The organism is Draconibacterium sp. (assembly GCF_041583095.1).
In the GTDB taxonomy this organism is placed as follows: Bacteria; Bacteroidota; Bacteroidia; order Bacteroidales; family Prolixibacteraceae; genus Draconibacterium.
This window is the reverse complement of sequence record NZ_JBFHGM010000057.1, coordinates 1-22,216: the sequence shown is the minus strand read 5'-3', so window position 1 is coordinate 22,216 and position 22,216 is coordinate 1. Positions and strand designations below refer to the sequence as shown.

23 protein-coding genes are annotated in these 22,216 nt (G+C 38.9%); 21 read left to right on the top strand and 2 right to left on the bottom strand.

Annotated features, from left to right (window positions below):
* The 8 genes from traM to ABZB17_RS07690 all read left to right on the top strand — a co-directional run.
* Positions 1-1,083, top strand: a 1,083-nt coding sequence (gene traM, locus ABZB17_RS07725) for a conjugative transposon protein TraM (protein ID WP_372649138.1), incomplete at its 5' end; no start/stop codon positions are given.
* A 5-nt stretch (positions 1,084-1,088) separates the two neighbouring features.
* Positions 1,089-1,889, top strand: a complete 801-nt coding sequence (locus ABZB17_RS07720; RefSeq protein WP_372649136.1) for a DUF4138 domain-containing protein — start codon at positions 1,089-1,091, stop codon at positions 1,887-1,889.
* A gap of 35 nt (positions 1,890-1,924) precedes the next feature.
* Positions 1,925-3,856 (top strand): type IV secretory system conjugative DNA transfer family protein, encoded by a 1,932-nt coding sequence (locus ABZB17_RS07715; RefSeq protein ID WP_372649134.1) that lies wholly within the window; start codon positions 1,925-1,927, stop codon positions 3,854-3,856.
* 36 nt (positions 3,857-3,892) lie between these two features.
* The gene (locus ABZB17_RS07710; protein ID WP_372649132.1) at positions 3,893-4,573 is read left to right on the top strand and encodes a DUF3945 domain-containing protein; all 681 of its coding nucleotides are present in this window, start codon (positions 3,893-3,895) and stop codon (positions 4,571-4,573) included.
* A 225-nt stretch (positions 4,574-4,798) separates the two neighbouring features.
* Complete coding sequence (gene mobC, locus ABZB17_RS07705; protein WP_372649130.1) at positions 4,799-5,176, top strand: plasmid mobilization relaxosome protein MobC; 378 nt, start codon at positions 4,799-4,801, stop codon at positions 5,174-5,176.
* A 21-nt stretch (positions 5,177-5,197) separates the two neighbouring features.
* A complete protein-coding gene (locus ABZB17_RS07700) occupies positions 5,198-6,124 on the top strand; it encodes a relaxase/mobilization nuclease domain-containing protein (protein ID WP_372649128.1) in 927 nt (308 codons plus the stop codon).
* A 148-nt stretch (positions 6,125-6,272) separates the two neighbouring features.
* Positions 6,273-6,818, top strand: coding sequence for a hypothetical protein (locus ABZB17_RS07695; protein WP_372649127.1), 546 nt, complete (start codon positions 6,273-6,275; stop codon positions 6,816-6,818).
* A 271-nt stretch (positions 6,819-7,089) separates the two neighbouring features.
* The gene (locus tag ABZB17_RS07690) at positions 7,090-7,566 is read left to right on the top strand and encodes a hypothetical protein (protein ID WP_372649126.1); all 477 of its coding nucleotides are present in this window, start codon (positions 7,090-7,092) and stop codon (positions 7,564-7,566) included.
* 621 nt (positions 7,567-8,187) lie between these two features.
* On the opposite strand, the gene ABZB17_RS07685 is transcribed toward ABZB17_RS07690, so the two are convergent.
* Positions 8,188-10,428, bottom strand: a complete 2,241-nt coding sequence (locus ABZB17_RS07685; RefSeq protein ID WP_372649124.1) for a nitric-oxide reductase large subunit — start codon at positions 10,426-10,428, stop codon at positions 8,188-8,190.
* 106 nt (positions 10,429-10,534) lie between these two features.
* Here ABZB17_RS07685 and ric point away from each other — a divergent pair, with 106 nt between their 5' ends.
* The 9 genes from ric to ABZB17_RS07640 all read left to right on the top strand — a co-directional run bounded on the left by ric (position 10,535) and on the right by ABZB17_RS07640 (position 18,490).
* Positions 10,535-11,263 (top strand): iron-sulfur cluster repair di-iron protein, encoded by a 729-nt coding sequence (ric, locus tag ABZB17_RS07680; protein ID WP_319590186.1) that lies wholly within the window; start codon positions 10,535-10,537, stop codon positions 11,261-11,263.
* 4 nt (positions 11,264-11,267) lie between these two features.
* Positions 11,268-11,708, top strand: coding sequence for an Rrf2 family transcriptional regulator (locus tag ABZB17_RS07675; protein ID WP_372649122.1), 441 nt, complete (start codon positions 11,268-11,270; stop codon positions 11,706-11,708).
* 52 nt (positions 11,709-11,760) lie between these two features.
* Positions 11,761-11,961: a ferredoxin gene (locus ABZB17_RS07670; RefSeq protein ID WP_372649120.1), complete on the top strand. Its 201-nt coding sequence runs from the start codon at positions 11,761-11,763 to the stop codon at positions 11,959-11,961.
* Positions 11,962-11,964: 3 nt separating this feature from the next.
* Positions 11,965-13,206, top strand: a complete 1,242-nt coding sequence (locus tag ABZB17_RS07665; protein WP_372649118.1) for a DUF438 domain-containing protein — start codon at positions 11,965-11,967, stop codon at positions 13,204-13,206.
* 3 nt (positions 13,207-13,209) lie between these two features.
* Positions 13,210-13,728 (top strand): DUF1858 domain-containing protein, encoded by a 519-nt coding sequence (locus ABZB17_RS07660; RefSeq protein ID WP_372649116.1) that lies wholly within the window; start codon positions 13,210-13,212, stop codon positions 13,726-13,728.
* Positions 13,729-13,736: 8 nt separating this feature from the next.
* A complete protein-coding gene (locus ABZB17_RS07655) occupies positions 13,737-14,924 on the top strand; it encodes a DUF438 domain-containing protein (protein WP_372649114.1) in 1,188 nt (395 codons plus the stop codon).
* Between the two features lie 216 nt (positions 14,925-15,140).
* A complete protein-coding gene (gene nrfH, locus ABZB17_RS07650; RefSeq protein ID WP_372649112.1) occupies positions 15,141-15,716 on the top strand; it encodes a cytochrome c nitrite reductase small subunit in 576 nt (191 codons plus the stop codon).
* 11 nt (positions 15,717-15,727) lie between these two features.
* Positions 15,728-17,251 (top strand): ammonia-forming cytochrome c nitrite reductase, encoded by a 1,524-nt coding sequence (gene nrfA, locus ABZB17_RS07645; RefSeq protein WP_372649110.1) that lies wholly within the window; start codon positions 15,728-15,730, stop codon positions 17,249-17,251.
* Between the two features lie 21 nt (positions 17,252-17,272).
* Positions 17,273-18,490, top strand: coding sequence for a hypothetical protein (locus ABZB17_RS07640; RefSeq protein WP_372649108.1), 1,218 nt, complete (start codon positions 17,273-17,275; stop codon positions 18,488-18,490).
* A gap of 59 nt (positions 18,491-18,549) precedes the next feature.
* Here the strand turns inward: ABZB17_RS07640 and ABZB17_RS07635 are convergent, their stop codons facing one another.
* Complete coding sequence (locus ABZB17_RS07635; RefSeq protein ID WP_372649106.1) at positions 18,550-18,975, bottom strand: hypothetical protein; 426 nt, start codon at positions 18,973-18,975, stop codon at positions 18,550-18,552.
* 348 nt (positions 18,976-19,323) lie between these two features.
* Here ABZB17_RS07635 and ABZB17_RS07630 point away from each other — a divergent pair, with 348 nt between their 5' ends.
* The 4 genes from ABZB17_RS07630 to ABZB17_RS07615 all read left to right on the top strand — a co-directional run bounded on the left by ABZB17_RS07630 (position 19,324) and on the right by ABZB17_RS07615 (position 21,943).
* On the top strand, positions 19,324-19,875 hold the full coding sequence (locus ABZB17_RS07630) for a DUF4287 domain-containing protein (RefSeq protein WP_372649104.1): 552 nt from the start codon (positions 19,324-19,326) through the stop codon (positions 19,873-19,875).
* Between the two features lie 28 nt (positions 19,876-19,903).
* Positions 19,904-20,866, top strand: a complete 963-nt coding sequence (locus ABZB17_RS07625; protein ID WP_372649102.1) for a TolB family protein — start codon at positions 19,904-19,906, stop codon at positions 20,864-20,866.
* Between the two features lie 29 nt (positions 20,867-20,895).
* Positions 20,896-21,336: a VOC family protein gene (locus tag ABZB17_RS07620; protein ID WP_372649100.1), complete on the top strand. Its 441-nt coding sequence runs from the start codon at positions 20,896-20,898 to the stop codon at positions 21,334-21,336.
* A 70-nt stretch (positions 21,337-21,406) separates the two neighbouring features.
* Complete coding sequence (locus ABZB17_RS07615) at positions 21,407-21,943, top strand: VOC family protein (protein WP_372649098.1); 537 nt, start codon at positions 21,407-21,409, stop codon at positions 21,941-21,943.
* Positions 21,944-22,216: the final 273 nt, after the last annotated feature.

The following is a 22,216-nucleotide window of genomic DNA, read 5'->3' as shown; positions in this document are numbered from 1 at the left end:
ATCCTGATCTTTTATGTGCTGGGGGGAGGAACAGAGGTTGAAGAAGATAGAGAGAAGAAAGCCAAAGCCTTAACTGAAGGAGTCAACTATAATCTTCCTGATGCTGATAATTCCATTGAAATCTACGATAAAATGGAAGCTTATCAGAAGGATGAATCACAATTGGCACAGGTGCCTGAAGTTGACGTAAATGATACAACGAAGCAGGACGAAGTCAGTAATCAGGATACAATGAAGCAGGACAACACCATGTTGGATGAAAATGCCAATCAGAATGAAATTCTTGCTCATATCCGAAATAAAGAAAAGCTGGTACAACAGGAACTACAAGCAAAACCGGAAGTTCGAAAGAGTGGAAAAAAACCATCTCCCCAATACCAGAGTAAGCCTATAAAACCTGTAGTTAAGATACATGCGGAAACAACAAAATCAGTAACGCCGACAACCGGTATTGAAGAACTGGATGAGATCATCGATGAAAACATCGTGCTTAACCGTAAAAATGATTCACTAAAATACACGCTTCAACAAGCTCAGGGAAGGTTGCAACAGATCGAGGCCATACATAACCGGTCCTTTACCCTGGAGAAAAAACGTTCATCCGGATTTAATCCAAAGGAGACACCGAAGCAAGAGCTGATCAAAGCAGAGATTTATGAAACCGCAACGGTGTTGAATGGTAACCGGGTAAAACTTCGCCTGCTGGAAGACACCTGGATCAATGCTCAGAAAATACCACACAACACATTTATCTATGGGATCTGCAAGATCAAAAATGAACGATTGCTGATCGATATCACCCAAATGCCTGTTCAGGAAAACTTTGTTCCGGTAAAACTTGCGATCTACGATCTGGATGGACTGGAAGGACTTTATGTGCCGGATAATGCCGCACGAAAAGTTTACCAGGAGGTGGGTGCTTCTGCCAATACCTCTTCACTGATGGGAGTTACCAACAATCCGCTGACCTATACCGGAATCCGTGCAGCCGACCGGGCTGCCCAAACCATGCTCAAACGGGTACGCCTGAAAAAAGTAACCGTCAAGAAAAACACCCTTGTTTATATCATCAATCAAAAATAATCGTCATGAAACAAACAATATTTATCATCGCATTCTTTCTTTTTTCACTGGCAGGATATGCCCAGAATCAAATAGAAATCTGTCAAAACAAAACCACACACCTGATCGCCGAAGAAAAAATTACCTATCTGCAGGTGGGTGATCCTGATAAACTGATTGCTGAGGTAGTTCCTGAACAGCCCAATATGGTAAGGGTAAAAGCCGTGGATGATTTTGAAGGTGAATCTTCACTGACAGTAGTGAGTGCTAACCGTTCCTATTCCCTGTTTGTAAAGTATTCAGATACCAACAAGATCTCCTATAAACTGGAAGAATTTCATGGAGAGAAAGCCGGGGATCTAAAAATTGGCCCGGTACCGGAATACCTGTTAAAAGAACTTTGCAGCCAGATACTTCGGGATTGCACGCAAAAAACAATTCAGACAAAAAGCAAAAAAGACGGTATAATTTTTCGTTTACGAAATCTTTATCTAAAACAAGACCTGCTATTCTTTGAACTGGAAATCACCAACACCACCAATATTGTTCTGGATATGGAGGCCATTCACTGGTGGATCGATGACAGGAAGCAGGTAAAAGCCACCAATGTACAGGAGTACCAGGTGGAAGAATTGTACCGGCATTACAAATGGGAACGCATCCCTGCTAAAACCACACTTCGGGAAGTCGTTGTATTGCCCAAGTTTATTGTTCCCGATAAACGCATTTTAAAGATCGAACTGTTGGAAAAAGCCCTTGGGAATACCGGAAGGAAACTAACGCTGGAGGTTAAAAACAAAGCCATCCTGAAAGCTAACTCATTCTAGTATTCTGATCTTCTAATATTCTAATCTTCCAGAAAATGCTTAACGAATCCAGGGAATTACAACGTCTGCACGAGGGTTTCAGGTTTTTTTCTTATCTGCTGCTGTTTCTGACCTTATACATAGATCAGTTGGTCTGGTTCAGGGAACAGGGACTCTATATCCCTGAATTTACCATGGTATTGGAAAAGATTCTGAAGATAGAATTTCTTTCCAATACACTTTGGGCTAAAACAATATGTCTCGCTTTTCTTGCTATTACATGTATTGGTACCAAAGCAAAAAAGGAGCGGGACCTGAAAGTTTCTTCCATCGTTTTGCAGGTAATTACCGGCCTGCTGATCTTCTGGGGAAGTCTGTTGCTTATCGTTATCGTGCCTTTGGCGTATTTACTGTTGTCATTTTTTGGTTTTGTGTTCCTGAATATTGGTTTTGATAACATCTCCAAACTGATCAATGTGAACCTTATGAAAGACCGCTTTAACGAGGAAAATGAAAGCTTTCCACAAGAACGTGCCTACGAAGGGAATGAGTATTCCATAAACCTTGAAACCGTTTACCAGTACCGGAATAAACAACACGAAGGCTGGATTAATGTGATCAATCCTTTTCGGGGAACTATTGTGATCGGTACTCCCGGCTCTGGTAAATCTTATTCTGTAGTACTTCCTTTTATCAAACAGCACCTGGAAAAGGGATTCTGTATGTGTGTTTATGATTTTAAGTTTCCTGATCTGTCTGGAGTGGCTTACAATCGCTTTCTAAAGGCTCAGAAGAATAAGAAACTACCGGAGCAATCCCGGTTTTATGTCATCAATTTTGATGATATCCGAAAATCTTATCGCTGTAATCCACTGGCACCGGAACTGATGGAAAGTCCCATTGATGCTTTTGAATCTTCACGGACAGTACTCTATAACCTTAACCGCGAATGGATTCGTAAGCAGGGAGAGTTCTTTTCGGAATCGGCAGTTACCTTTTTTGCTGCAGTGATATGGTTTCTGAAGAAGTACAAGAACGGGGAATATTGCACCCTGCCTCATGCCATTGAATTGCTGCAACTGGAATACGACGATCTGTTTGAGGTGCTTTCGCAGGAAAACGATGTGGTGAATATCATTAATCCTTTTATTAACGCACACAAGCGGGGAGCAAATGAACAACTGGAAGGACAGCTGGGAAGTTTAAAGATCGCCATTTCAAAGATCATCAGTAAGGAAATTTACTGGATCTGTTCGGGTAATGATTTTTCGCTGGATATTAATAATCCTGAGCGACCAAAGGTAGTTTGCCTGGCCAACAATCCCCTTCGCATTGAAATGTATGGGGCTGTACTCTCACTTTTTATAACCCGAATGTTGAAGGTAATCAACCGCAAAGACCAGCGGAAAACCTCATTGATTTTTGATGAACTCCCAACCATTTATTTCCGGGGACTGGACACGTTGATTGCAACAGCCCGGAGCAATAAAATTTCAACGCTGCTGGGTATTCAAACCATCGATCAGCTGATTCGGGATTACGGAAAAGAACAGGCCAATGCTATTCTTACCAACATCGGAAATGCATTTGCAGGTCAGTCGGTAGGAGAGACAGCCCGGTTTATTCAGAGTCGTATGGGAAAAATATTGCAGGAACGCCAGTCCATAAATATCAACCGCAATACCCAGTCATCAACTTTCTCAACTCAAATGGATTTTTTGATGCCGGAAGGTAAGATAGCTACGCTGCCACAGGGGTATATGGTGGGGCAAGTGGCCGATAATTTTGGGCAGCAGGTTGGTCAGCGCAATTTTAACTGTCTGATTGATGTGGATACAGACCAAATTGAAAAGGAAGAACGGAATTATAAGGAGATTCCCGAAGTATATAAAATCGACGACTTGCAGGCACTCTTAGAAAATAACCGCACCCGGATTTGTAATGATATCAGGAAAATCCTTTTGGAAATCAGTAAGGACTCAAAATAGTCACCAGTAATTATTCACCTATTAAAATTAATAAGTATGGAACAAAGTACAAGAATTAAAAAAGAAGAGATCCCTTTTGACAAACTGGAAAAAGTGGGCGTAGACAAGGAATTTGTAAACCGTATGGAACCACAGGAACTGAATGCTTTTCTGAATGGCTACCGTTCCGATAAACTGTATACGGTAAATGCTAAAATCAATGACCAGGAATTTCGGATTCCGGCCAAACTACGACTTCAGAAAGGGGAAGATGGTGCGGTTAATGTAAAGGTGCATCCTATTCAGCGCCTGAATATCCCTGAAAAATTTATGGGACACAAGTTTACCGAGGAAGAAAGAAATGCCTTGCTAAAGGATAAGAATCTGGGGAAAACCATTGAACTAAAAGGTATTGATGGAAAGAAAGACCAGTATTATATGGCTATCGACCCCAAAACTAATGAGCTGATTCCGTTACGTGCCAGCAACATTAAAGTGCCTGGAAAAATAAAAGGAGCCACTTTATCGGAAGAACAAAAGCAGAAACTTGCTGCCGGTAAAAAGGTATTTCTGGATAAAATGACCGGCAGAAACGGACAAAAGTTTGGCGCATCACTCCAGGTGGATGCAGCCAACCGAAGCATCAACTTTTCCGGTTTTAAACAGGAGAAAAAACTGACAGAAGAACAAAACGAAAAACAGACAAAAACAAAAGGGGCTAAACAAAAAGTTGGTTAGCCTAATCCGGTTGATTTGAATTTTGAAAGGGAAACAGCCAAGCCTGTTTCTCTTTCTTCTCTCAATCCCTAAACCCTTGCTATAGCTGGTGGGGGAGGGGTTGGCAAGATGTGATTTTGTTTCACAAAATCGCTTGTGCCTGTCCGGCAGGGACTTTTAATCTAGCGATTAAAAGCTTGATTAATTCTGCGAATTAAAGTCTTAACAGTTAAAATTTAAGAAAACATGTCACGAAAGAGAAATCCTAGAGAGAGAAGAACCGAAGCACTTAGATTACGACTTACCCCTCTGGAAAAGAAATTGCTTCAGGACCGCCGCAAAAAAGAAGGCTACCGTAACCTGAGTGAGTTTATGCGGGCCAAAATTATCCGGAAGAGAGAAATTAAACAGATCATTGTCTCCCCAGAAGTTTCAACACTTATAAAAAGTATGGATATGAACCTGAATAAGATTGGTGTGAATTTAAACCAGATTGCCAAGCACATGAATGCAGAAAACATTACAAATCTGACTTCAGCTGATAAAAGCCTGATGGCTAAACTTCAGCAGGTGCTGAAAGCAAACTTTTCAGCTCTTCAGAAATACATGGATATACTTAAATAAACCTCGCTCAAATTAAAGCCTATGGTAATTGTGATGCATAAGAGTGCTTATACCGAGAACGTGATGATGTACAATGAAAAGAAAGTAAACGAAGGAGTTGCCACGTTCTTTCATTTTAAAAATACCAAGTCGGCTAATCCGTTTAACTACGATGAAAAACACCGGCTAAAAATCTTGCTGGATATTGAAGACGAAAATCCTCGTGCCTGGCATAAGTGTTTTCATGTATCGTTTAATCCATCAAACGAAGATTATAAAATCATGAACGATGGAACCATAAAACAGGAAATAGATAATATGATGGAGCACATGGGCTATAGTCACCAGCCTTACTTTGTGTACCGGCATGAAGATCTGGAGCGGGTGCACTTTCATGTGGTATCCACCCGGATAGATTGTGTGACTCATCAAAAGTTAAAAGACAATTTTGAGTGGCTGAAAATAAAAAGGTTTTTACATCAGCTGGAAGAAAAGTACAATCTGCCACTGAAAGAAAAACCTCAGGAGATTGACTTTCGTTTTTCAGCCCGCAGCAGAAATATTAAAGCGAACCTGGAGAACCTGTTTAAACACCTTAATGAAAAGGATGAACTCACTACCAAAGATTTGTATGATCAGGCTTTATTAACTTTTAAAGTTGAGGTACAAAAATCTGGAAGAGGCCACATCGTAGTGGTTCTGGGCAATGATGGCAAACCGGCCCGTTATCCCATTCGCCTGTCGAATTTTAAGAATAAACCGAAGTTTTATTCCAAAGAAAACAGGTTGACTCTACAAGAATCGGTTGAAAGAGAACAAAAAATCGAAAAGTCTAAGGATATGGATTTGACCAAGGTTGGAGTTATTGCAAGGGATGTGAATCGATTGGTGGAGCGAAGTAAATGGCAAAAAAAAGAGTCAAACTCAAAATACAAAGCCCGGAAAAAGAAACGGGGAAAACGCCACTGATACATCCTTCTTCCAAGAGAAACCATGTAAAGAATAACGATAAAATATCATTGCTGAATTATTAACTAAAAACTTTAAAAATATGTTATCAGATTTTTTTAGAATTAATCTCCCATACGGAATAGCAAAGAATAGAAACAATGAATGGATGGCTTTTAACCGGGAATACCTGCCGCTCGGATTCAACAACGAGAGTTATAGGGAAGCACCGGGGGAAAACCACAGGAATTTGCCCGTTTATACAAAATATAAACAAGTGCCGGAACATTTGTTGTTGGAGTTAGCTGATGAAAAACATGCTGTTCAGCGTGATAAAAACGGAGAAATAATCCGTTTGTTTCTATACAATGATGGTACAAACCCCGTGAACCAACTCGAAAGAAGGGATGATTTATGGAAGAACTATTTTTATAAATTGGAACGTCTTTCTGAATTAAAAAGAACGGATGAATGGAAGACGGGGTTTTATATGATGCGAGAAATAAAAATAGAAGACAAACAAAAATACCTGGATAAGAATTACATATTTGATGATATTCCTGAACTGGCAGACCGGAAAAGATGTCTGCATTGTGGCTCAATAATAATAGTCGGAAACTACAAGGTGTTTGCAGATGAACAAGGAGACGAATACATCTATTGCCCGAATGCACCCGAGTGTGACGGAACCATTATTGACTGGATGGATGTTTAAATGCCAAAGAAAAAGAGCTACTCAACAGCAGCTCTTTACTAATGTTAACCCCCAAACACACAGATGATCGAACGATCATCTGTTGTAAATATAATTATTTTTTGATTATATTAGGGTGTAAAGGCGATTTAAAAAATCTATTGAATGGTGCTTTCGATTTATTGACCCGAGAGCACAATTGAAACAACTAATTAATGAAAAATAGAGTTTAGCAGATCCTTTGTTTGATAAAGGATGATATAAAATAAATTACCGGACAAATGATTACCAGATGAAGGCATGGATTTTATATAATATAATAGTTGGATTTGCAGTTTATTGGATGTCAAATTTGATATTATGGTTCCCCTGGAGTATCAATCCAGTGCTTGGAATGACTTTAATGCTAACAGTTTCACCTATAATATGGTTAATATCTACATTCTATTGTATTCGTACCTTCCCGAAGAAAAATATACTGATTGGGGCTGTGTATAATAGTTTGATACTCCTTGTTATCGCAGTTGTGATGGATTATGTGTTTTTTGGACTAATTAGGAATGCAATGGAACAGTTATATCATCCAACAACTTTCTATGGATATGGTTTTGTTGCCAGTATACCATTTATTGCTGCATTCGGACTTCGAAAAAAAATAGAGGAGAGAAAACGAGATGTTCGTCAATCTGATTTTGTAAAAGCAGGAATAACTGGATTAGTTTGTTTTGGCTTATTGACTTTAATAATAATTCTGGGGATTGAAATATAGAATAGAAATGCCAGTATCGTTTATAACACACCAAAGGGCCGAGTTTTCCGAGCATTATTACCCGTGTTAATGTTGGGTGGATAATGACTCAGCTAAATAATTTTTTGATTAAAAGTAAAGAGCTACCCAAAAGTAGCCCTTTTACTAAGTATTTATTTCTCAATAAAAACGATTGGAAGATTTTCTTCCTTCTCAAATGTAGTAAATATAAATTCAAGATTAACATTTGAAAGTTTTGAAAAGGTATGTCAATCTCAAATTTACGTTTGGAAATCGGTAGATATTGAAGAATAAAAGTTAACATTAAATCAAATAAATGTGATGGCACGATATTGATTGATGCGAGGACAATACTGATTAAGAATGATTGAATGTGAGACCTCTTCTTGGTCAAAAATATTTTATTGGAAGAAAGAGCAGTTGAATAACTATCCTTAACCTTTATGTTAATTCCCAAACTCACAATATGGGAAGAACCTCAAAGCAGAAAAATATTTTAAATTACTATCCTAGTTCAAGTTTCTTTTGTACATGCAATATTTGAAATATCAGATATAAAGACTTTTAGAAAGGAAAAAATTTTATGAAAAGCCGGAACAAATAGTCCCGGCTTCCATTTTTTTATCTTTTAATCGACCACCCTGTTTTCAAGCCGAAAACAAACCAGCCAAGGTACAATGCACCAACGGCAAAAATTGTATCGCCAATGGCGCGTAACCAGCGTATTGTTTCTAAAGTCGGACTTTCCAGAAATTCCGCAGAGCGAGCATACCATAAGCCGTGTTTAACACTGGCCACAGTTTGTGCCAATCCAACAGGAAGAACGCTTAGAACCACCATCAGCAAGAGACCGATATTCATCATCCAAAATGAATACCGTATTGTTTTTTCTTTCCAAACCGCATTAATATCCATATCGCGCAAAACAAAAAGCATCAGGCCAATTCCCAGCATACCATAAACTCCGAACAAAGCAGTGTGTCCATGAACCGGTGTGGTATTTAATCCCTGCATGTAATAAAGGGCAATAGGTGGATTAATTAAAAATCCAAAGATCCCGGCACCCAGGAAATTCCAGAAGGCTACGGAAACAAAAAAGTATATCGGCCATTTATAAGCAGCAACCCATTCTTTGGCGCGGCTCATTCGTATATTATGATAGGCTTCAAAACCCATTAATACCAGTGGGACTACTTCCAATGCACTAAACGTGGCTCCCAGGGCAAGCACTGCTGTTGGTGTACCTGTAAAATACAGGTGGTGGAAAGTACCTATTATTCCACCGGATAGGAAAATGATAGTAGAAAACAGCACACTAGATGTGGCAATTTTTGTTTGAATCAACTGCATTCGTACAAAAAGGAAAGCGATAGCGACAGTTGCGAAAACTTCAAAAAAGCCTTCAACCCATAGGTGAACAACCCACCAACGCCAGTATTCGGCAATTGCAAGGTGAGTTTGTCGTCCCCACATTAATCCGGCAGCGTAAAAAGCTGCAATAGCCACCGACGAAATAAGAAACATGGTCAGTAAATGGCGGTTCTCGTTCTTTGCTTTTAATGCCGGCCAGATTGCACGCCCCATTAAGAATAGCCATAATACCAATCCAACAAGCAGAAAGATTTGCCAGAATCTGCCTAAGTCAACATATTCATAACCCTGATGCCCGAACCAGAAATTTTCAACTAAACCAAGTTTTTGCATTACACCCATCCACTGACCAGCCAATGAACCAACAACAATAATCAGCAAGGCGATAAACAAGAAGTTAACGCCAAAACGCTGGAACTTTGGTTCCTTACCCGAGATTGCGGGTGCAATAAAAAGTCCGGTAGCCAACCACGAAGTTGCTATCCAGAAAATCGCCAGCTGAATATGCCACGTTCTGGAAATGGAATAGGGGAGAAAGTCGGCGAGTGGTAAGCCATAAAAGCCCAGTCCTTCCACACCATAGTGTGCTGTTACCACTCCCATAAAAATTTGTACTAAAATAAGTGCCGTCACTACCCAGAAATATTTTAAGGTAGCTTTCATCGACGGAGTGAGTTTAGTACCCGACAGCGGATTTACCTTCGGAATATCGGGATTGGCTTCTTCTTCCCGGTTAGTGGCATAATACCATCCAAGTAGACCAATTCCAAAAAGTAAGATAATAACGCTAAATCCGGTCCACAATAGCAAGGAACCTGTAGGTTCATTACCTACCAGTTTTTCAGGAGGCCAGTTATTGGTATAGGTAATATCTTTTCCCGGACGTTCAGTAACTGTTGCCCAGCTTGCCCAAAAGAAAAAAGCATTCATTTTGTCCATCCGTGCTTCGTCTTTTATCGAGTTGGCGGGAATGGCATAGGCTTCGCGTAAGTCTGCCAGTTCGGGATCACTCATAAACAAGCCGGAATAATGAGCACTATTACTTTTAATCGCTTCGGCACGAACTTTTGAAATTACAAGACTTTTTGATGCTACATCGTAGGTGTTTTTCCGCAGTTCGTTTTGCAAACGTTTTTGCAACAGCGCCTGTTTCTCATCTTCCAGGTCATCATACGATTTTGAAAACTCAACTAACGACCAGGTATCTAAAATAAAAAGAGCTTCTTTGTGTAACCAGTCGGCTGTCCAGTCGGGGGCTTTGTAAGCGCCATGCCCCCAAATGGTTCCAACTTCCTGTCCGCCCATCGATTGCCACACATTTTGGCCATCTTTAATATCGGCAGAAGTAAATAGAACTGAGCCGTCCGGCGTAATTACTTTTTCAGGAATGGGAGGTGCTTGTCGGTAAATTTCCCTGCCAAAATAGCCAAGTATTCCAAACGAAATTACCATTACGAGGATAAAACCGATCCAGAGTTTTTTTGAATTCATAAATAATGATTTTAAAGTTTAGTACTGCAAATGTATAATAAAATCATAAAAGGACCCCGTTGTCCTTTGATAAAATGTTTTTATCTTTGTCAGAAAAATAATAGCTATGGAAATCAGTAAAGAATTAACAGTAGGTGAGGTTGTAAAAGAAAATTATAAAACAGCTCAAATTTTCGATCGTAATAATATCGACTTTTGTTGTGGTGGTGGTATCAGTATTGAAAAAGCGTGTGAAAAGGCAAAAGTGGAGATCTCTTCACTTCTTCCTGAATTGGAAGCAGCTGTACAGGCAAATGATCCTGATTCGAAATATATTGATTCGATGGAGTTGAACGAATTATGCGACTACATTGAAAAAAGGCATCATTCGTATGTTATGGACAATATTCCTTTTTTAAGTGAAAAGCTTGATAAACTATGTAGAGTGCATGGCGAAAATCATCCTGAACTTTTTAAAGTTCGCGAACTGTTTGAAACGGCAGCTGGTAACCTTACTGCACACATGAAGAAAGAAGAGTTGGTGTTGTTTCCTTATATCCGCAGGTTGGTAAATGCTAAAAATAGTGCTAATTCAGGATCATCTGAATTTGGAGGAATTGATGCACCTATTCAAACAATGTTGGACGAACACCAGGCTGAAGGTGAGCGTTTTTTTGAAATAGCAGCAATAACATCCAACTATACTTGTCCACCCGATGGATGCAATACCTATCGTATAACATATCAAACCTTAAACGATTTTGAGCAGGATTTGCATCGACATATTCATTTAGAAAACAATATTTTATTTTTGAAAGCATTAGCTTTGGAGAAAGAAATTATTTCGAAAAACTAAGCTTATGTTGGCTAAAAGTACAGAATATGCAATCCGTGCACTGGTTTTTGTTCAGCTCCGTAACTGGGAGGGCAAACGACCGGGCGTTATCGAGATTGCAAAAGAAATTGAAGCGCCCTCAGCGTTTTCAGCAAAAATTCTACAAACACTCACCCGCCACCGGTTATTGGACTCGGCAAAAGGCAGGGGCGGTGGATTCTTTTTTAATGAGGAACACAAAGAATTGACGCTTTACCAGGTGATCCATGTAATGGAAGGGGATGCGTGTTTTCACCGATGTGGATTTGGACTAAAATCCTGTAACAATGATAATCCGTGTCCGTTACACGAACAATACAAGGAGGTTCGCGATAAATTTTTCGATATCGTAAAAGAAGAAACCATACAAGCATTGTCGGAGAAAATCAGAAAAGGTGAGGCCGTTTTAAACCGGGGTCCTTTTTAAGAAGGTTCAGTCAGGGAAATTGGAGCATGATAAACTGAAGAATTAGTATTGAGTGACAATAAAAAGAGTTTGGCGAGACGACAGTATAAACACTTGTATCGCCTGTAAAATGTGTAATCTTTTTGCGCCAAGGGTATTTAAAGTATTCGATAAAATGATTGTAGTGCCGGGGCTGGATTACACTTTTTATGAAAAGGAAATTAAAGACGCTGCAGAGAATTGCCCGGTGCAAATTATAAAATTTGAGGAATAAGCTATGAGTGAGCTAATTAACAATTCGAAGTATAGGAAGGAACAGTTAAAGCAGTTGATACTAAAGCTGCATAAGGGAGAATCTGCAGAACGTGTTCGAGAAGAACTGATTGAATCGTTAAAAAACATTCCATACGGCGAGGTCGTTGAGGTAGAACAGGAACTTATGCAGGAAGGCTTACCGGAAGAAGAAGTATTGAAACTCTGCGATGTGCATGGTTCAGTGCTGGAAGGGAACGTTGATTTGTCGGGGGCGAAAGCCATACCTGAAGGACATCCGGTGGATGTGTTTCAACAGGAAAATGTTGAATTACGTAATGTAGCCAGACAAGCTAAACAGCAGCTTGATCAGTTAGCACAAGTGGAAGAAAATGATTTTAAGTCTTATGCGCTGAACCTGGAAAGTCTCTTTAATCAGTTAATGGACGTTGATAAACACTATCAGCGCAAAGAATACCTGGTATTTCCTTATCTCGAAAAAAATGAAATTACCGGTCCGCCGAAAGTAATGTGGGGCAAACACGATGAAATCAGAGATCAGCTGAAAGCCTGTATTACAATTCTGAAAACACCGGACCTTAAACCCGGAGATCTTCTGGATTCGCTCGAATTGTTGTTTTATGTAGCAATTCAGGGATTGATTGATATGATTCAAAAGGAAGAGGAAATTTTGTTTCCTATGGCCATGGATGTGCTTACTACCGAAGACTGGTGGAGTATTCATAAACAAACGCTGGAATACGGATTTACGCTCTATGATCCAAAAGTAGAGTGGAAACCTGAGGGACTCACAGACGATGCTACTGAAAGTAATGTTACTTCCGATGGAAATATTCAGCTGCCATCGGGAAGTTTTTCTGCCGATGAAATCAAAGCTATACTAAACTCAGTTCCTTTCGACATGACTTTTGTGGACCGAAATGATAAGGTGAAATATTTTACCCAGGGAAAAGAGCGGATTTTTGCCCGCAGCCGATCCATCATCAACCGCGATGTGCGTTTGTGTCATCCTCCTGGGAGCACACATATTGTTGAAAAGATACTGGAGGATTTTAAATCGGGAAAAGCCTCGCACGCACCATTCTGGATTCAAATGAAAGGCCAATTCATTAAAATTGAATATTTCGCGTTGCGGAACGAGGCGGGAGAATATCTGGGAACACTGGAAGTTTCGCAGGATCTTTCTGAGAACCGAAGCCTGGAAGGCGAACGACGGATTTTATCATACACCGACGAAAATAAATAGGAGATGGAGAAACTGATTATTACGCCGAAAACAAAAATATTCGATCTGTTGGAAGATTATCCGCAGCTTGAAGATATACTAATTCAGGCGGCGCCTCCTTTTAAAAAATTGAAGAATCCGGTGTTGCGCAAAACCATTACTAAAATTACAACCTTGAGTCAGGCTGCTACAATTGGTGGATTAAAAGTGGAAGAGCTGATCAATAAATTGAGAACCGAAGTCGGTCAAGCCAATGTTGAGGTTGTTGGTGATGAAGGTGAAAATTATGTGACTGAAAAACCGTCGTGGTTTAATGAGAATAATGTAGCAGAAACCATTGATATTCGTGAAATGCTAAATGCCGGAGATCAACCAGTTCATGAAGTGATGTCGGCGATAAAAAAGCTGAATGACACTGAAATACTAAAAGTTGTTGCACCATTTGTTCCGGCTCCTTTGCTCGATAAATCGTTGAGTATGGAATATAAGCATTGGCTTGACAAGAAAGATAGCGAGGAATATTGGGTGTTTTTTATCAAATAGGTCTTACAATGTCTGAATTCACAAAAACCAACGAGAAGAGACTGGCAAAACTAAAGGAAGTTTCAAAACAAATTCTTGAAACAGGAAACGCACACTCTTTTATTCTAGCCAACAAGGAATTTATACAAACAGTAATACCAGACGATTTTATTGCATTGTTCGATACACTCGTTAAAGAAGAATATCCGGTTGAAAACCTAAAAAAGCTTGCCAGTAAGGTTTTGAATATATTTCATATTCCTATTGAAGCTTATCCGCGAATAGAACCAGTCGCCGATTCATTTTTAGGAGTTTTGGAACAGAATAACCGCGAAATGGTGCTGGTGTTGGATGAAATACGGCCGGTATTTAAAGCCTTTGTAAAAGACCCGGCGAACGATACAATGCAAACGAAACTGCTTAACAAATTCAGAAAGCTGGAAGTTTTCGTGAAACATTATACGATTAAAGAAAATGTACTTTTTCCAATCATTGAAAAAGCATGGCCCGATTACCGCTGCCTGCAAATAATGTGGTCTATTCACGATGATATTCGATCGAATATTAAGTTCGTAATCGGTCAATTGGAAAGTGGTGCTATCGATATTAAGACTTTTAACCGTTGCGTTGGCGATATCTTTTTTAATATGATGGCCATCAAATTCAGGGAAGAACATATTTTGTTTCCCGTGATTCTTTCCACTATTAAAAAGGAAGAATTGGAAATAATGAATCAGCTGGGATTTGAAATAGGATATCCTTACATTCAGCCCCGAACAACAAACAAGGAAGAGCAGGTAAGCGTCTCGGACGGATTTATAAACCTCGGCACCGGAATTTTAAATGCAGAACAGATTAAACTGATTTTTAATCACCTTCCGGTTGATATTACCTACGTGGATGAACACAATAAAGTGCAATATTTTTCTACTCCTCCAAAACGAATTTTTCCACGAACGGTTGCCATCATTGGTCGGGAAGTAAAAAACTGCCACCCTCCGGAAAGTGTACATGTCGTCGAGAAAATTGTAGAGTCGTTTAAGTCCGGAGAAAAAGAACAGGCTTCCTTCTGGATTAAAATGAAAGGTGACTTTATTCTGATTCAGTATTTTGCGGTACGGGATAAATCGGGTAAATATAAAGGAGTGATTGAGGTTTCGCAGGAAATCTCCGATATCAAAGCTTTGGAAGGCGAAAAACGATTGCTTGACTGGTAAAATATATCCTGAAAATTTCTACCCCAAACTTGCTAACTTCTGACAAAACATAACGGTTTTAAAGAGTTTGTTGAAAGAGATTGCGTTGATGTAACTTGATGTTGTTTGAAATTTTCGGCAAATTTTAGAGAATATCCCAAAATGTAACATTTGGTACAAAATTTATGTATGATTCAAAAGATATTTACTGCATAAAAGTTCGATCAACCAATTGCTATGATAAAACAACTACTTCCACCTAAAAAATGGCAGCTTCCGGTAATTTTCGTATTAAGCATATTTGTGGGGTTGGTAATGTTTCTATTTTATGTTTCAAAAGCACATTCGTACCTTTCCGATAATCCTGCAACTTGTACCAACTGTCATATTATGGCACCACAGTATGCCACCTGGCAGCATAGTTCTCATCGCGAGGTTGCCCATTGTAACGATTGTCATGTTCCTCATAATAACGTATTTAATAAGTATTATTTTAAAGCGAAGGATGGTTTGCGCCACGCAACAATTTTTACCCTGCGGAAGGAGCCTCAGGTAATATATATTCATGAAGAAGGTGCCGAAGTTGTACAAAACAATTGTATTCGCTGTCATCAGAAACTATTGGAAGATCCCAAATTGATCGGGAATGTTGAAGCACATAAAGCACATCGCGAAGACAGACGTTGCGTAGAATGCCATCGTGAAGTTCCACATGGTCGGGTAAACAGCATTTCCAGTGTTCCGAATGCCCGGGTGCCATTGCCCGAAAGTCCTGTCCCCAACTGGATAAAAGAATATGTAAATAACAATTAACACTAAATATCATGAGTGCAAAACAAAAACTAACCGAAAAACGCCCATGGTTGGCATGGGTATTATTTTTAACAACCGTTGTAGTGGTTTTCTTCCTTGGTCTGTTGGCTTCTTCAATTGTTGAACGACGAACTGAAGCGGCTTACGTTAATGTTCCGAAGGCAGAAATTGGAAAATTTGAACCACGAAATGAAGTGTGGGGACAGAATTATCCCCGCGAATTTCAATCGTATTACGGAACTGCTGATACCAACTTTCAGAGTAAATATAACGGCAATACAATGATTGATATGCTGGAAGTAGATCCGCGCCTAGTTGTTCTTTGGGCCGGGTATGGTTTTTCAAAAGACTATAACCAGGGACGAGGTCATTTCTATTCAATAACTGATATTCAAAATACCTTGCGTACCGGAGCACCAAAAACTCCAAAAGAAGGGCCGATGCCTGCAACCTGTATGACTTGTAAAAGCCCGGATGTTCCGCGGCTGATGAACGAAAAGGGTGTAGCTGCATTTTACACCGGAGCATGGGCCGAATTAGGAGCAGAGGTAGTAAATCCAATTGGTTGTGCCGATTGTCACGATAACGAAACGATGAATCTTACGATTACACGTCCTGCTTTGGTAGAAGCTTTTGAACGAATGGGAAAGGATGTTACGAAGGCCAGCCATCAGGAAATGCGAAGTTTGGTGTGTGCCCAATGCCATGTGGAATACTATTTCGACAAGAAAAAAGTGGATGGCGCACAATATCTTACTTTCCCGTGGGATAACGGTTTTAGTGTTGAAGCCATGGAGGAATACTACGACAATCTGGAATTCAGTGACTGGACACATGCTTTGAGTAAAGCGCCTATGCTGAAAGCGCAACATCCCGGATATGAGATCCATTCTACCGGAATTCATGCACAGCGTGGAGTTTCGTGTGCCGACTGCCACATGCCTTACAAAAGCGAAGGTGGGCAGAAATTTACTGACCACCATATGCAGTCACCACTCAATAATATTGCCAACTCGTGTCAGGTTTGCCACCGTGAAGAGGCCGGAACTCTAATGGCCAATGTGTACGAACGTCAGGATAAAATTATTGAGAACCGCGATAAACTGGAAGAGCTATTGGTGCGTGCGCATGTTGAAGCTAAAAAGGCCTGGGATCTGGGAGCTGAAGATGGTCAAATGCAGGATATTTTAATGGGAATTCGTCATGCACAATGGCGCTGGGACTATGCTGCAGCAAGTCACGGTGGATCATTCCACTCACCGGTTGAAATAGGAAGAGTTATTTCTACCGGTATTACGATTGCACAGGAAACACGAATTGAATTGGCACGTTTACTTGCCGATCTTGGACATAATCAGGCAATTCCATATCCTGATATTGCTACCAAAGCAAAAGCGCAGGAGTTTATTGGCCTGGATATGGATAAACTAAATAGCGATAAGCAGGATTTCCTGAAAACCATTGTACCGCAATGGATGAAAGAAGCCGAAGAACGTGAAAAAACTTACGATGCAGTTGTTCAGTTGCAGGAGTAATAAAACCTAAACCCAAAATTTATGAATAATTCCAGAATTGCCATTTTGGTAGTAGTGATTATGTGTGTTTCTTTTGCTGCAAAAGCACAGTTTTCACTATCCGGAGAATACAGGCCGCGAACTGAGTTAAGCCGTGGCTATAAGTCGCTTGCCATTGAAGATCAGAAAGCATCTTTGATTACTTCGCAACGTACTCGTCTAAATGCCATGTTTAAAAACGAATACATAATTACCAGCCTGGTGCTGCAGGATGTTCGGCAGTGGGGGAGTCAGCCGCAATTAGTGGGTAACGAAGATTATTCTATTTCCGTTCATCAGGCATGGGCCGAAGTTTTATTTTCTCCGGATTTTTCATTAAAAGCCGGTCGTCAGGAAGTTGTGTATGATGATCATCGTATTTTCGGAAATGTGGGTTGGGCACAGCAGGCACGCTCGCATGACATGGCAATTTTTAAATACGAAGATGAAATTAAGTTGCATTTTGGTGTTGCTCATAATGAAAATAACGATATCACCGATAATATTTACAATGGGCCAGATGCGTACAAAGACCTTCAGTTTCTTTGGTTTAATAAAAGCTGGGAGAACAGTGCATTGAGTTTGATGCTTTTGAATAACGGCGTTCCGTATATGGAAGAGGATGAACAGAAGAATCGATACAGTCAAACTATAGGAGGAAGGTATACCACATCGGTTGAAGAAGTTAAACTTGCAAGTAACCTGTATTGGCAAACCGGGAAACATGTTTCGGGCGCAAAGATTAGTGCATTGAACTTATTGTTTGAAGCTGCTTATAAAAATTTTGTTGCAGGATATGAACGTCTTTCAGGAACCGGTTATACTGAAACGGAGAAATATAAATCGTTTACACCACTTTACGGCACCAATCATAAATTCAATGGTTTTATGGATTATTTTTATGTTGGTAGTCACATCGGTTCGGTGGGCTTGAACGATATTTATCTGAAATACAAGTACACTAAAGATAAGTTTGTGTTTGATGCACATCTGCATTATTTTGGAGCTGCAGCCGATCTTTCTGCGGATGCATCAAAATATCTGGGAACAGAACTCGATCTGTCAGGAAAATGGATAGTAAATCCGTTTACCGCCATTTCGCTTGGCTATTCTACAATGTTTGCAGGTAATTCAATGGAAATACTGAAAGGCGGCGATAGTTCCGTAGGCCAGCACTGGGCTTATCTGATGATATCCGTTACACCGTCTTTTATAAAATGAGTGAAAGCTAAATTCAGGTATTGAATCCGGAATGTATCTGTTTATTGTTCTGTTCGTTTTCAATGATTTAAATAGCTTAATTTCAAATCAATTTGAGACTTTCTGTCTTGAGGAACTTTTAGCCAATGTAGTGCTGGTTCCAGTGCCGAAAAAACCTGGTATTTTGAAGAATGTTTATAGCTTCTAACGTACTGTACGGCCTTGTTGAGCAATAATTCAGAAGTCAGAATGGCAAATTTATTTAATCCCGTATCATCAATGTTATCAAATACAAATTGGCTGAGATCCTCAATTTCTACAAAGTTCAACTCAGTATTCGCTTTTCTGATATCAATTAAGATGGAATATTCCTTTCGAAAAAATGGATTGTTTTTTAAATCAGTAATTACTCTTTCAACACTCTGCTGATTGAGCAAATTATTATGGGAAACAATTATCAATCCTAAACTTTCAATGATATGAAGATTCTCACTTGAAGACAACATTATATCTTAATTGGTAATACAGAGGATAAAGTAAGCTAAATTTTTTATTAATGAATTACTGTCGGAATAAATAATGGATAGAATACTTCCATAATTCTTGTCGACGATAATTCGTCGTCTTGATTAATCCAGGGCAGTTGAATAACCCATTTATGTTATGCGGAAAGGCTACGTTTTGATACCAGATTTCTTCACAGCTAAAGTGCAGAATGGTTTGAGTTGATCAAAGCATTCAAACTGCTACACTTGAATTTGAATCCTTGTAGTCGTAAGTTCTTATATATTCAAGTGCTTCATATCCAACAATAAATCAAGAAGATTGTTATTAAGAAAACTTAAAACTTAAAAATGGATAAGGGAACTCAGACAATGATTAAAAACCTGCATGAAAAAACAGGTAAATCTCTCGATCAATGGATAGAAATTGTTCGTAAAGAAAACCACACTAAACATGGAGAGATTATAAAATTTCTGAAAGAAGACCATAGCTTAACGCATGGTTATGCCAATTTAGTTGCACATATGGCAAAAGGAACTGTTGCCGATGCGGTGGAAAATCAAGATGATTTAATTGTGAAGCAGTATAAGGGTAAAGAGCATTTTAAACCTGTTTACGATAAACTTATCTCGGAGATTTTGAAATTGGGTAATGATGTGGAAATTGCACCTAAAATGGCATATGTAAGTCTTCGAAGAAAGAAGCAATTTGCCACTTTAAAACCGGCTACAAAAACCAGGTTTGAAATTGGAATTAACTTAAAGGGAAAAACACCCGAGGGAAGACTTGAGGCTGAGAAACCGAATTCAATGTGTTCGCATAAGATCAATATTACTGATCTGAGTAATATTGATGAAGAAGTTTTGAACTGGATTAAAGAAGCTTATACAAATGCAGGGTAAAGATTACTGAACTAAACCTGAATGTTACATGTCTAAAATATTCTTTTTAGCAATTAATTCATTGATTCTTATCACAACGGCCTGTAATTCGAAGAATCAAAGAGCCTCAAAAGAAAAGTCGATAAATGATTATGCCATAATTTATAATGTTTTGGTCAGCGACTCAACCGATAATTATGATGTTTTCAAAATGAACCTTGACGGTAGTGAAAAGAAAAATATTACCAATCTACCCGGAGTTGAATGGTCGTATATTTCAATTGGGAAAAAAGTTTTATTTCTTTCGGATAAAGATACTTGTCGTCGCTGCTTTCTATTATATCAAACAAACTATGTGGGAGAGAATCCAAAAAAAGTATCGGATATTCTTCTTGCGGACAGTTGGATGAGTTCCCGAAAGAATGGCTTGGAAGTAATTGTAACACCAAAGGCCGATTCCGCTTTTTATATTATTGATCTGGAAGGAAATATTCAGAGTAGAGTAGAAACAGGATTGCCTTATTCTCGTGATCCGGTTTTTGTCAATGATGGTCACCAAATTGTTCTTCGAGGAGGTTTGACGAAGTCAAAATTAATTCCGGGATTCAATGAAGAACTCTATATCATAGATATTGATGGTACTAATCGAAATCAATTGACTCAATACCCGAAAAAGGACACAACAGCAGGAAGGTTTGGATACAAAGCAGGTACTCCAAAGCTACATCCAACTGAAAATTATATCACCTACCAAAGTAAGCAAAACGGTAAATACAGCCTCTTTGCTGTCAGTATTGACGGAAAGAAGCATTGGAAGCTAACTGAAAATGTTCAAAATGAGGGATGGCATGATTGGAGCAGTGACGGGAAGTGGCTTGCTATAGAGTTATTTGACGACAGCCAGACACAATTTCACATAGGACTTATGAATTGGGATACCAAAGAACTGAGTATACTAACAGATACAACTTATAAATACCAACAGAGCCCAAATTTTGTGTTGAAGAATTGAAATTTAATGCTAATTCAAAAATAAAAATTATGGCAACAGTAAACGTTTATCTAAATTTTAATGGAAACTGCCGAGAAGCATTTGAGTTTTATAAATCGGTGTTTGGCGGTGATTTTTCGGATGTGAATACTTTTGGTGAAATGCCACCACAGGAAGGTATGCCTCCAATCCCGGAAGAAATGAAAAATAATATCATGCATATTGGGTTACCGATAAGTAATGAAACGATGCTAATGGGTAGCGATACAGCAGGAGAATGGGCACCTAAACTGGAATTTGGAAATAATTTTTCCATTTCAGTTAATACTGACAACGAGAATGAAGCAAGCAAAATATTCAACGCTCTGGCTGTTGATGGAAATATTACAATGCCACTTAATAAAACATTTTGGGGTGCTTATTTCGGAATGCTAACCGATAAGTTTGGTATTAATTGGATGGTAAATTGTCAGCTGGCTACTCCTGAATAGTAACATATTAGGAATCGGTTAGAGTCGTTAATATACTGGAGAAGTCATTATTGATGTAAATTTTCTGAATATGAGATTCTTTGCATCTGCCTTTATAGTTTCTAGCTTTTTGTTGAGTTGTAACCCCAAACCGAGAAAATCTAATGTAGCAAATGAAGTTCCAATTAATACCAATGAGATTATGAATGATACAACACCAAAAGTGACAGGGATCGGAGGAATCTTCTTTTTTTCTGAAAATCCGGATGACTTAAAAGATTGGTACAAACAAAATTTAGGCTTGGAAACCAATGAATATGGCTCGACTTTTGAATTTCGCAATGCGAATCGTCCGGATGAAATTAACTATCTTCAGTGGAGTCCTTTTAGCCAGAATAATGAATATTTTTCTCCATCAAAGAAAGAATTCATGATTAATTACAGGGTTCAAAATATAGAAGGCCTTGTAAGAAATCTTAAAAAGTCAGGGGTTACCATCTTGGATACCATTGAAACTTTTGAGTACGGAAAATTTGTTCATATAATGGATTCGGAAGGTAACAAAATTGAACTATGGGAACCAATCGACAGCGAATTGACCAAACTAGGTGGTAATACCACAAAATAAGAGCTTCTTTTAAGTTTATTTAAATCCACAATTAGTTCAAATTGGTAAGTATATTTAAAAGCAATTTTGAAAGTCATACTTTATTTTCTTGAAATACAAAAGCTTCTTTGAATAAAATATTTTGTAACAAATAATTGGGAGGAATCAGGAAGTTAAGCAAAATTAATATTACCATACAAATAGGTACAAGAAAAAAAGAAAGGGCAGTTCAACAACTGCCCTTAAACTAATGTTAACCCCCAAACACACAATTGGTCAGAACGACCAACTACT

Bases quoted from the DNA above. Each gene is read 5' to 3' on its own strand.
- ABZB17_RS07720 (WP_372649136.1), top strand. From the start codon at position 1,089: ATGAAACAAACAATATTTATCATCGCATTCTTTCTTTTTTCACTGGCA.
- ABZB17_RS07715 (WP_372649134.1), top strand. From the start codon at position 1,925: ATGCTTAACGAATCCAGGGAATTACAACGTCTGCACGAGGGTTTCAGG.
- ABZB17_RS07710 (WP_372649132.1), top strand. From the start codon at position 3,893: ATGGAACAAAGTACAAGAATTAAAAAAGAAGAGATCCCTTTTGACAAA.
- mobC (WP_372649130.1), top strand. From the start codon at position 4,799: ATGTCACGAAAGAGAAATCCTAGAGAGAGAAGAACCGAAGCACTTAGA.
- ABZB17_RS07700 (WP_372649128.1), top strand. From the start codon at position 5,198: ATGGTAATTGTGATGCATAAGAGTGCTTATACCGAGAACGTGATGATG.
- ABZB17_RS07695 (WP_372649127.1), top strand. From the start codon at position 6,273: ATGGCTTTTAACCGGGAATACCTGCCGCTCGGATTCAACAACGAGAGT.
- ABZB17_RS07690 (WP_372649126.1), top strand. From the start codon at position 7,090: ATGAAGGCATGGATTTTATATAATATAATAGTTGGATTTGCAGTTTAT.
- ABZB17_RS07685 (WP_372649124.1), bottom strand. From the start codon at position 10,428: ATGAATTCAAAAAAACTCTGGATCGGTTTTATCCTCGTAATGGTAATT.
- ric (WP_319590186.1), top strand. From the start codon at position 10,535: ATGGAAATCAGTAAAGAATTAACAGTAGGTGAGGTTGTAAAAGAAAAT.
- ABZB17_RS07675 (WP_372649122.1), top strand. From the start codon at position 11,268: ATGTTGGCTAAAAGTACAGAATATGCAATCCGTGCACTGGTTTTTGTT.
- ABZB17_RS07665 (WP_372649118.1), top strand. From the start codon at position 11,965: ATGAGTGAGCTAATTAACAATTCGAAGTATAGGAAGGAACAGTTAAAG.
- ABZB17_RS07660 (WP_372649116.1), top strand. From the start codon at position 13,210: ATGGAGAAACTGATTATTACGCCGAAAACAAAAATATTCGATCTGTTG.
- ABZB17_RS07655 (WP_372649114.1), top strand. From the start codon at position 13,737: ATGTCTGAATTCACAAAAACCAACGAGAAGAGACTGGCAAAACTAAAG.
- nrfH (WP_372649112.1), top strand. From the start codon at position 15,141: ATGATAAAACAACTACTTCCACCTAAAAAATGGCAGCTTCCGGTAATT.
- nrfA (WP_372649110.1), top strand. From the start codon at position 15,728: ATGAGTGCAAAACAAAAACTAACCGAAAAACGCCCATGGTTGGCATGG.
- ABZB17_RS07640 (WP_372649108.1), top strand. From the start codon at position 17,273: ATGAATAATTCCAGAATTGCCATTTTGGTAGTAGTGATTATGTGTGTT.
- ABZB17_RS07635 (WP_372649106.1), bottom strand. From the start codon at position 18,975: ATGTTGTCTTCAAGTGAGAATCTTCATATCATTGAAAGTTTAGGATTG.
- ABZB17_RS07630 (WP_372649104.1), top strand. From the start codon at position 19,324: ATGGATAAGGGAACTCAGACAATGATTAAAAACCTGCATGAAAAAACA.
- ABZB17_RS07625 (WP_372649102.1), top strand. From the start codon at position 19,904: ATGTCTAAAATATTCTTTTTAGCAATTAATTCATTGATTCTTATCACA.
- ABZB17_RS07620 (WP_372649100.1), top strand. From the start codon at position 20,896: ATGGCAACAGTAAACGTTTATCTAAATTTTAATGGAAACTGCCGAGAA.
- ABZB17_RS07615 (WP_372649098.1), top strand. From the start codon at position 21,407: ATGAGATTCTTTGCATCTGCCTTTATAGTTTCTAGCTTTTTGTTGAGT.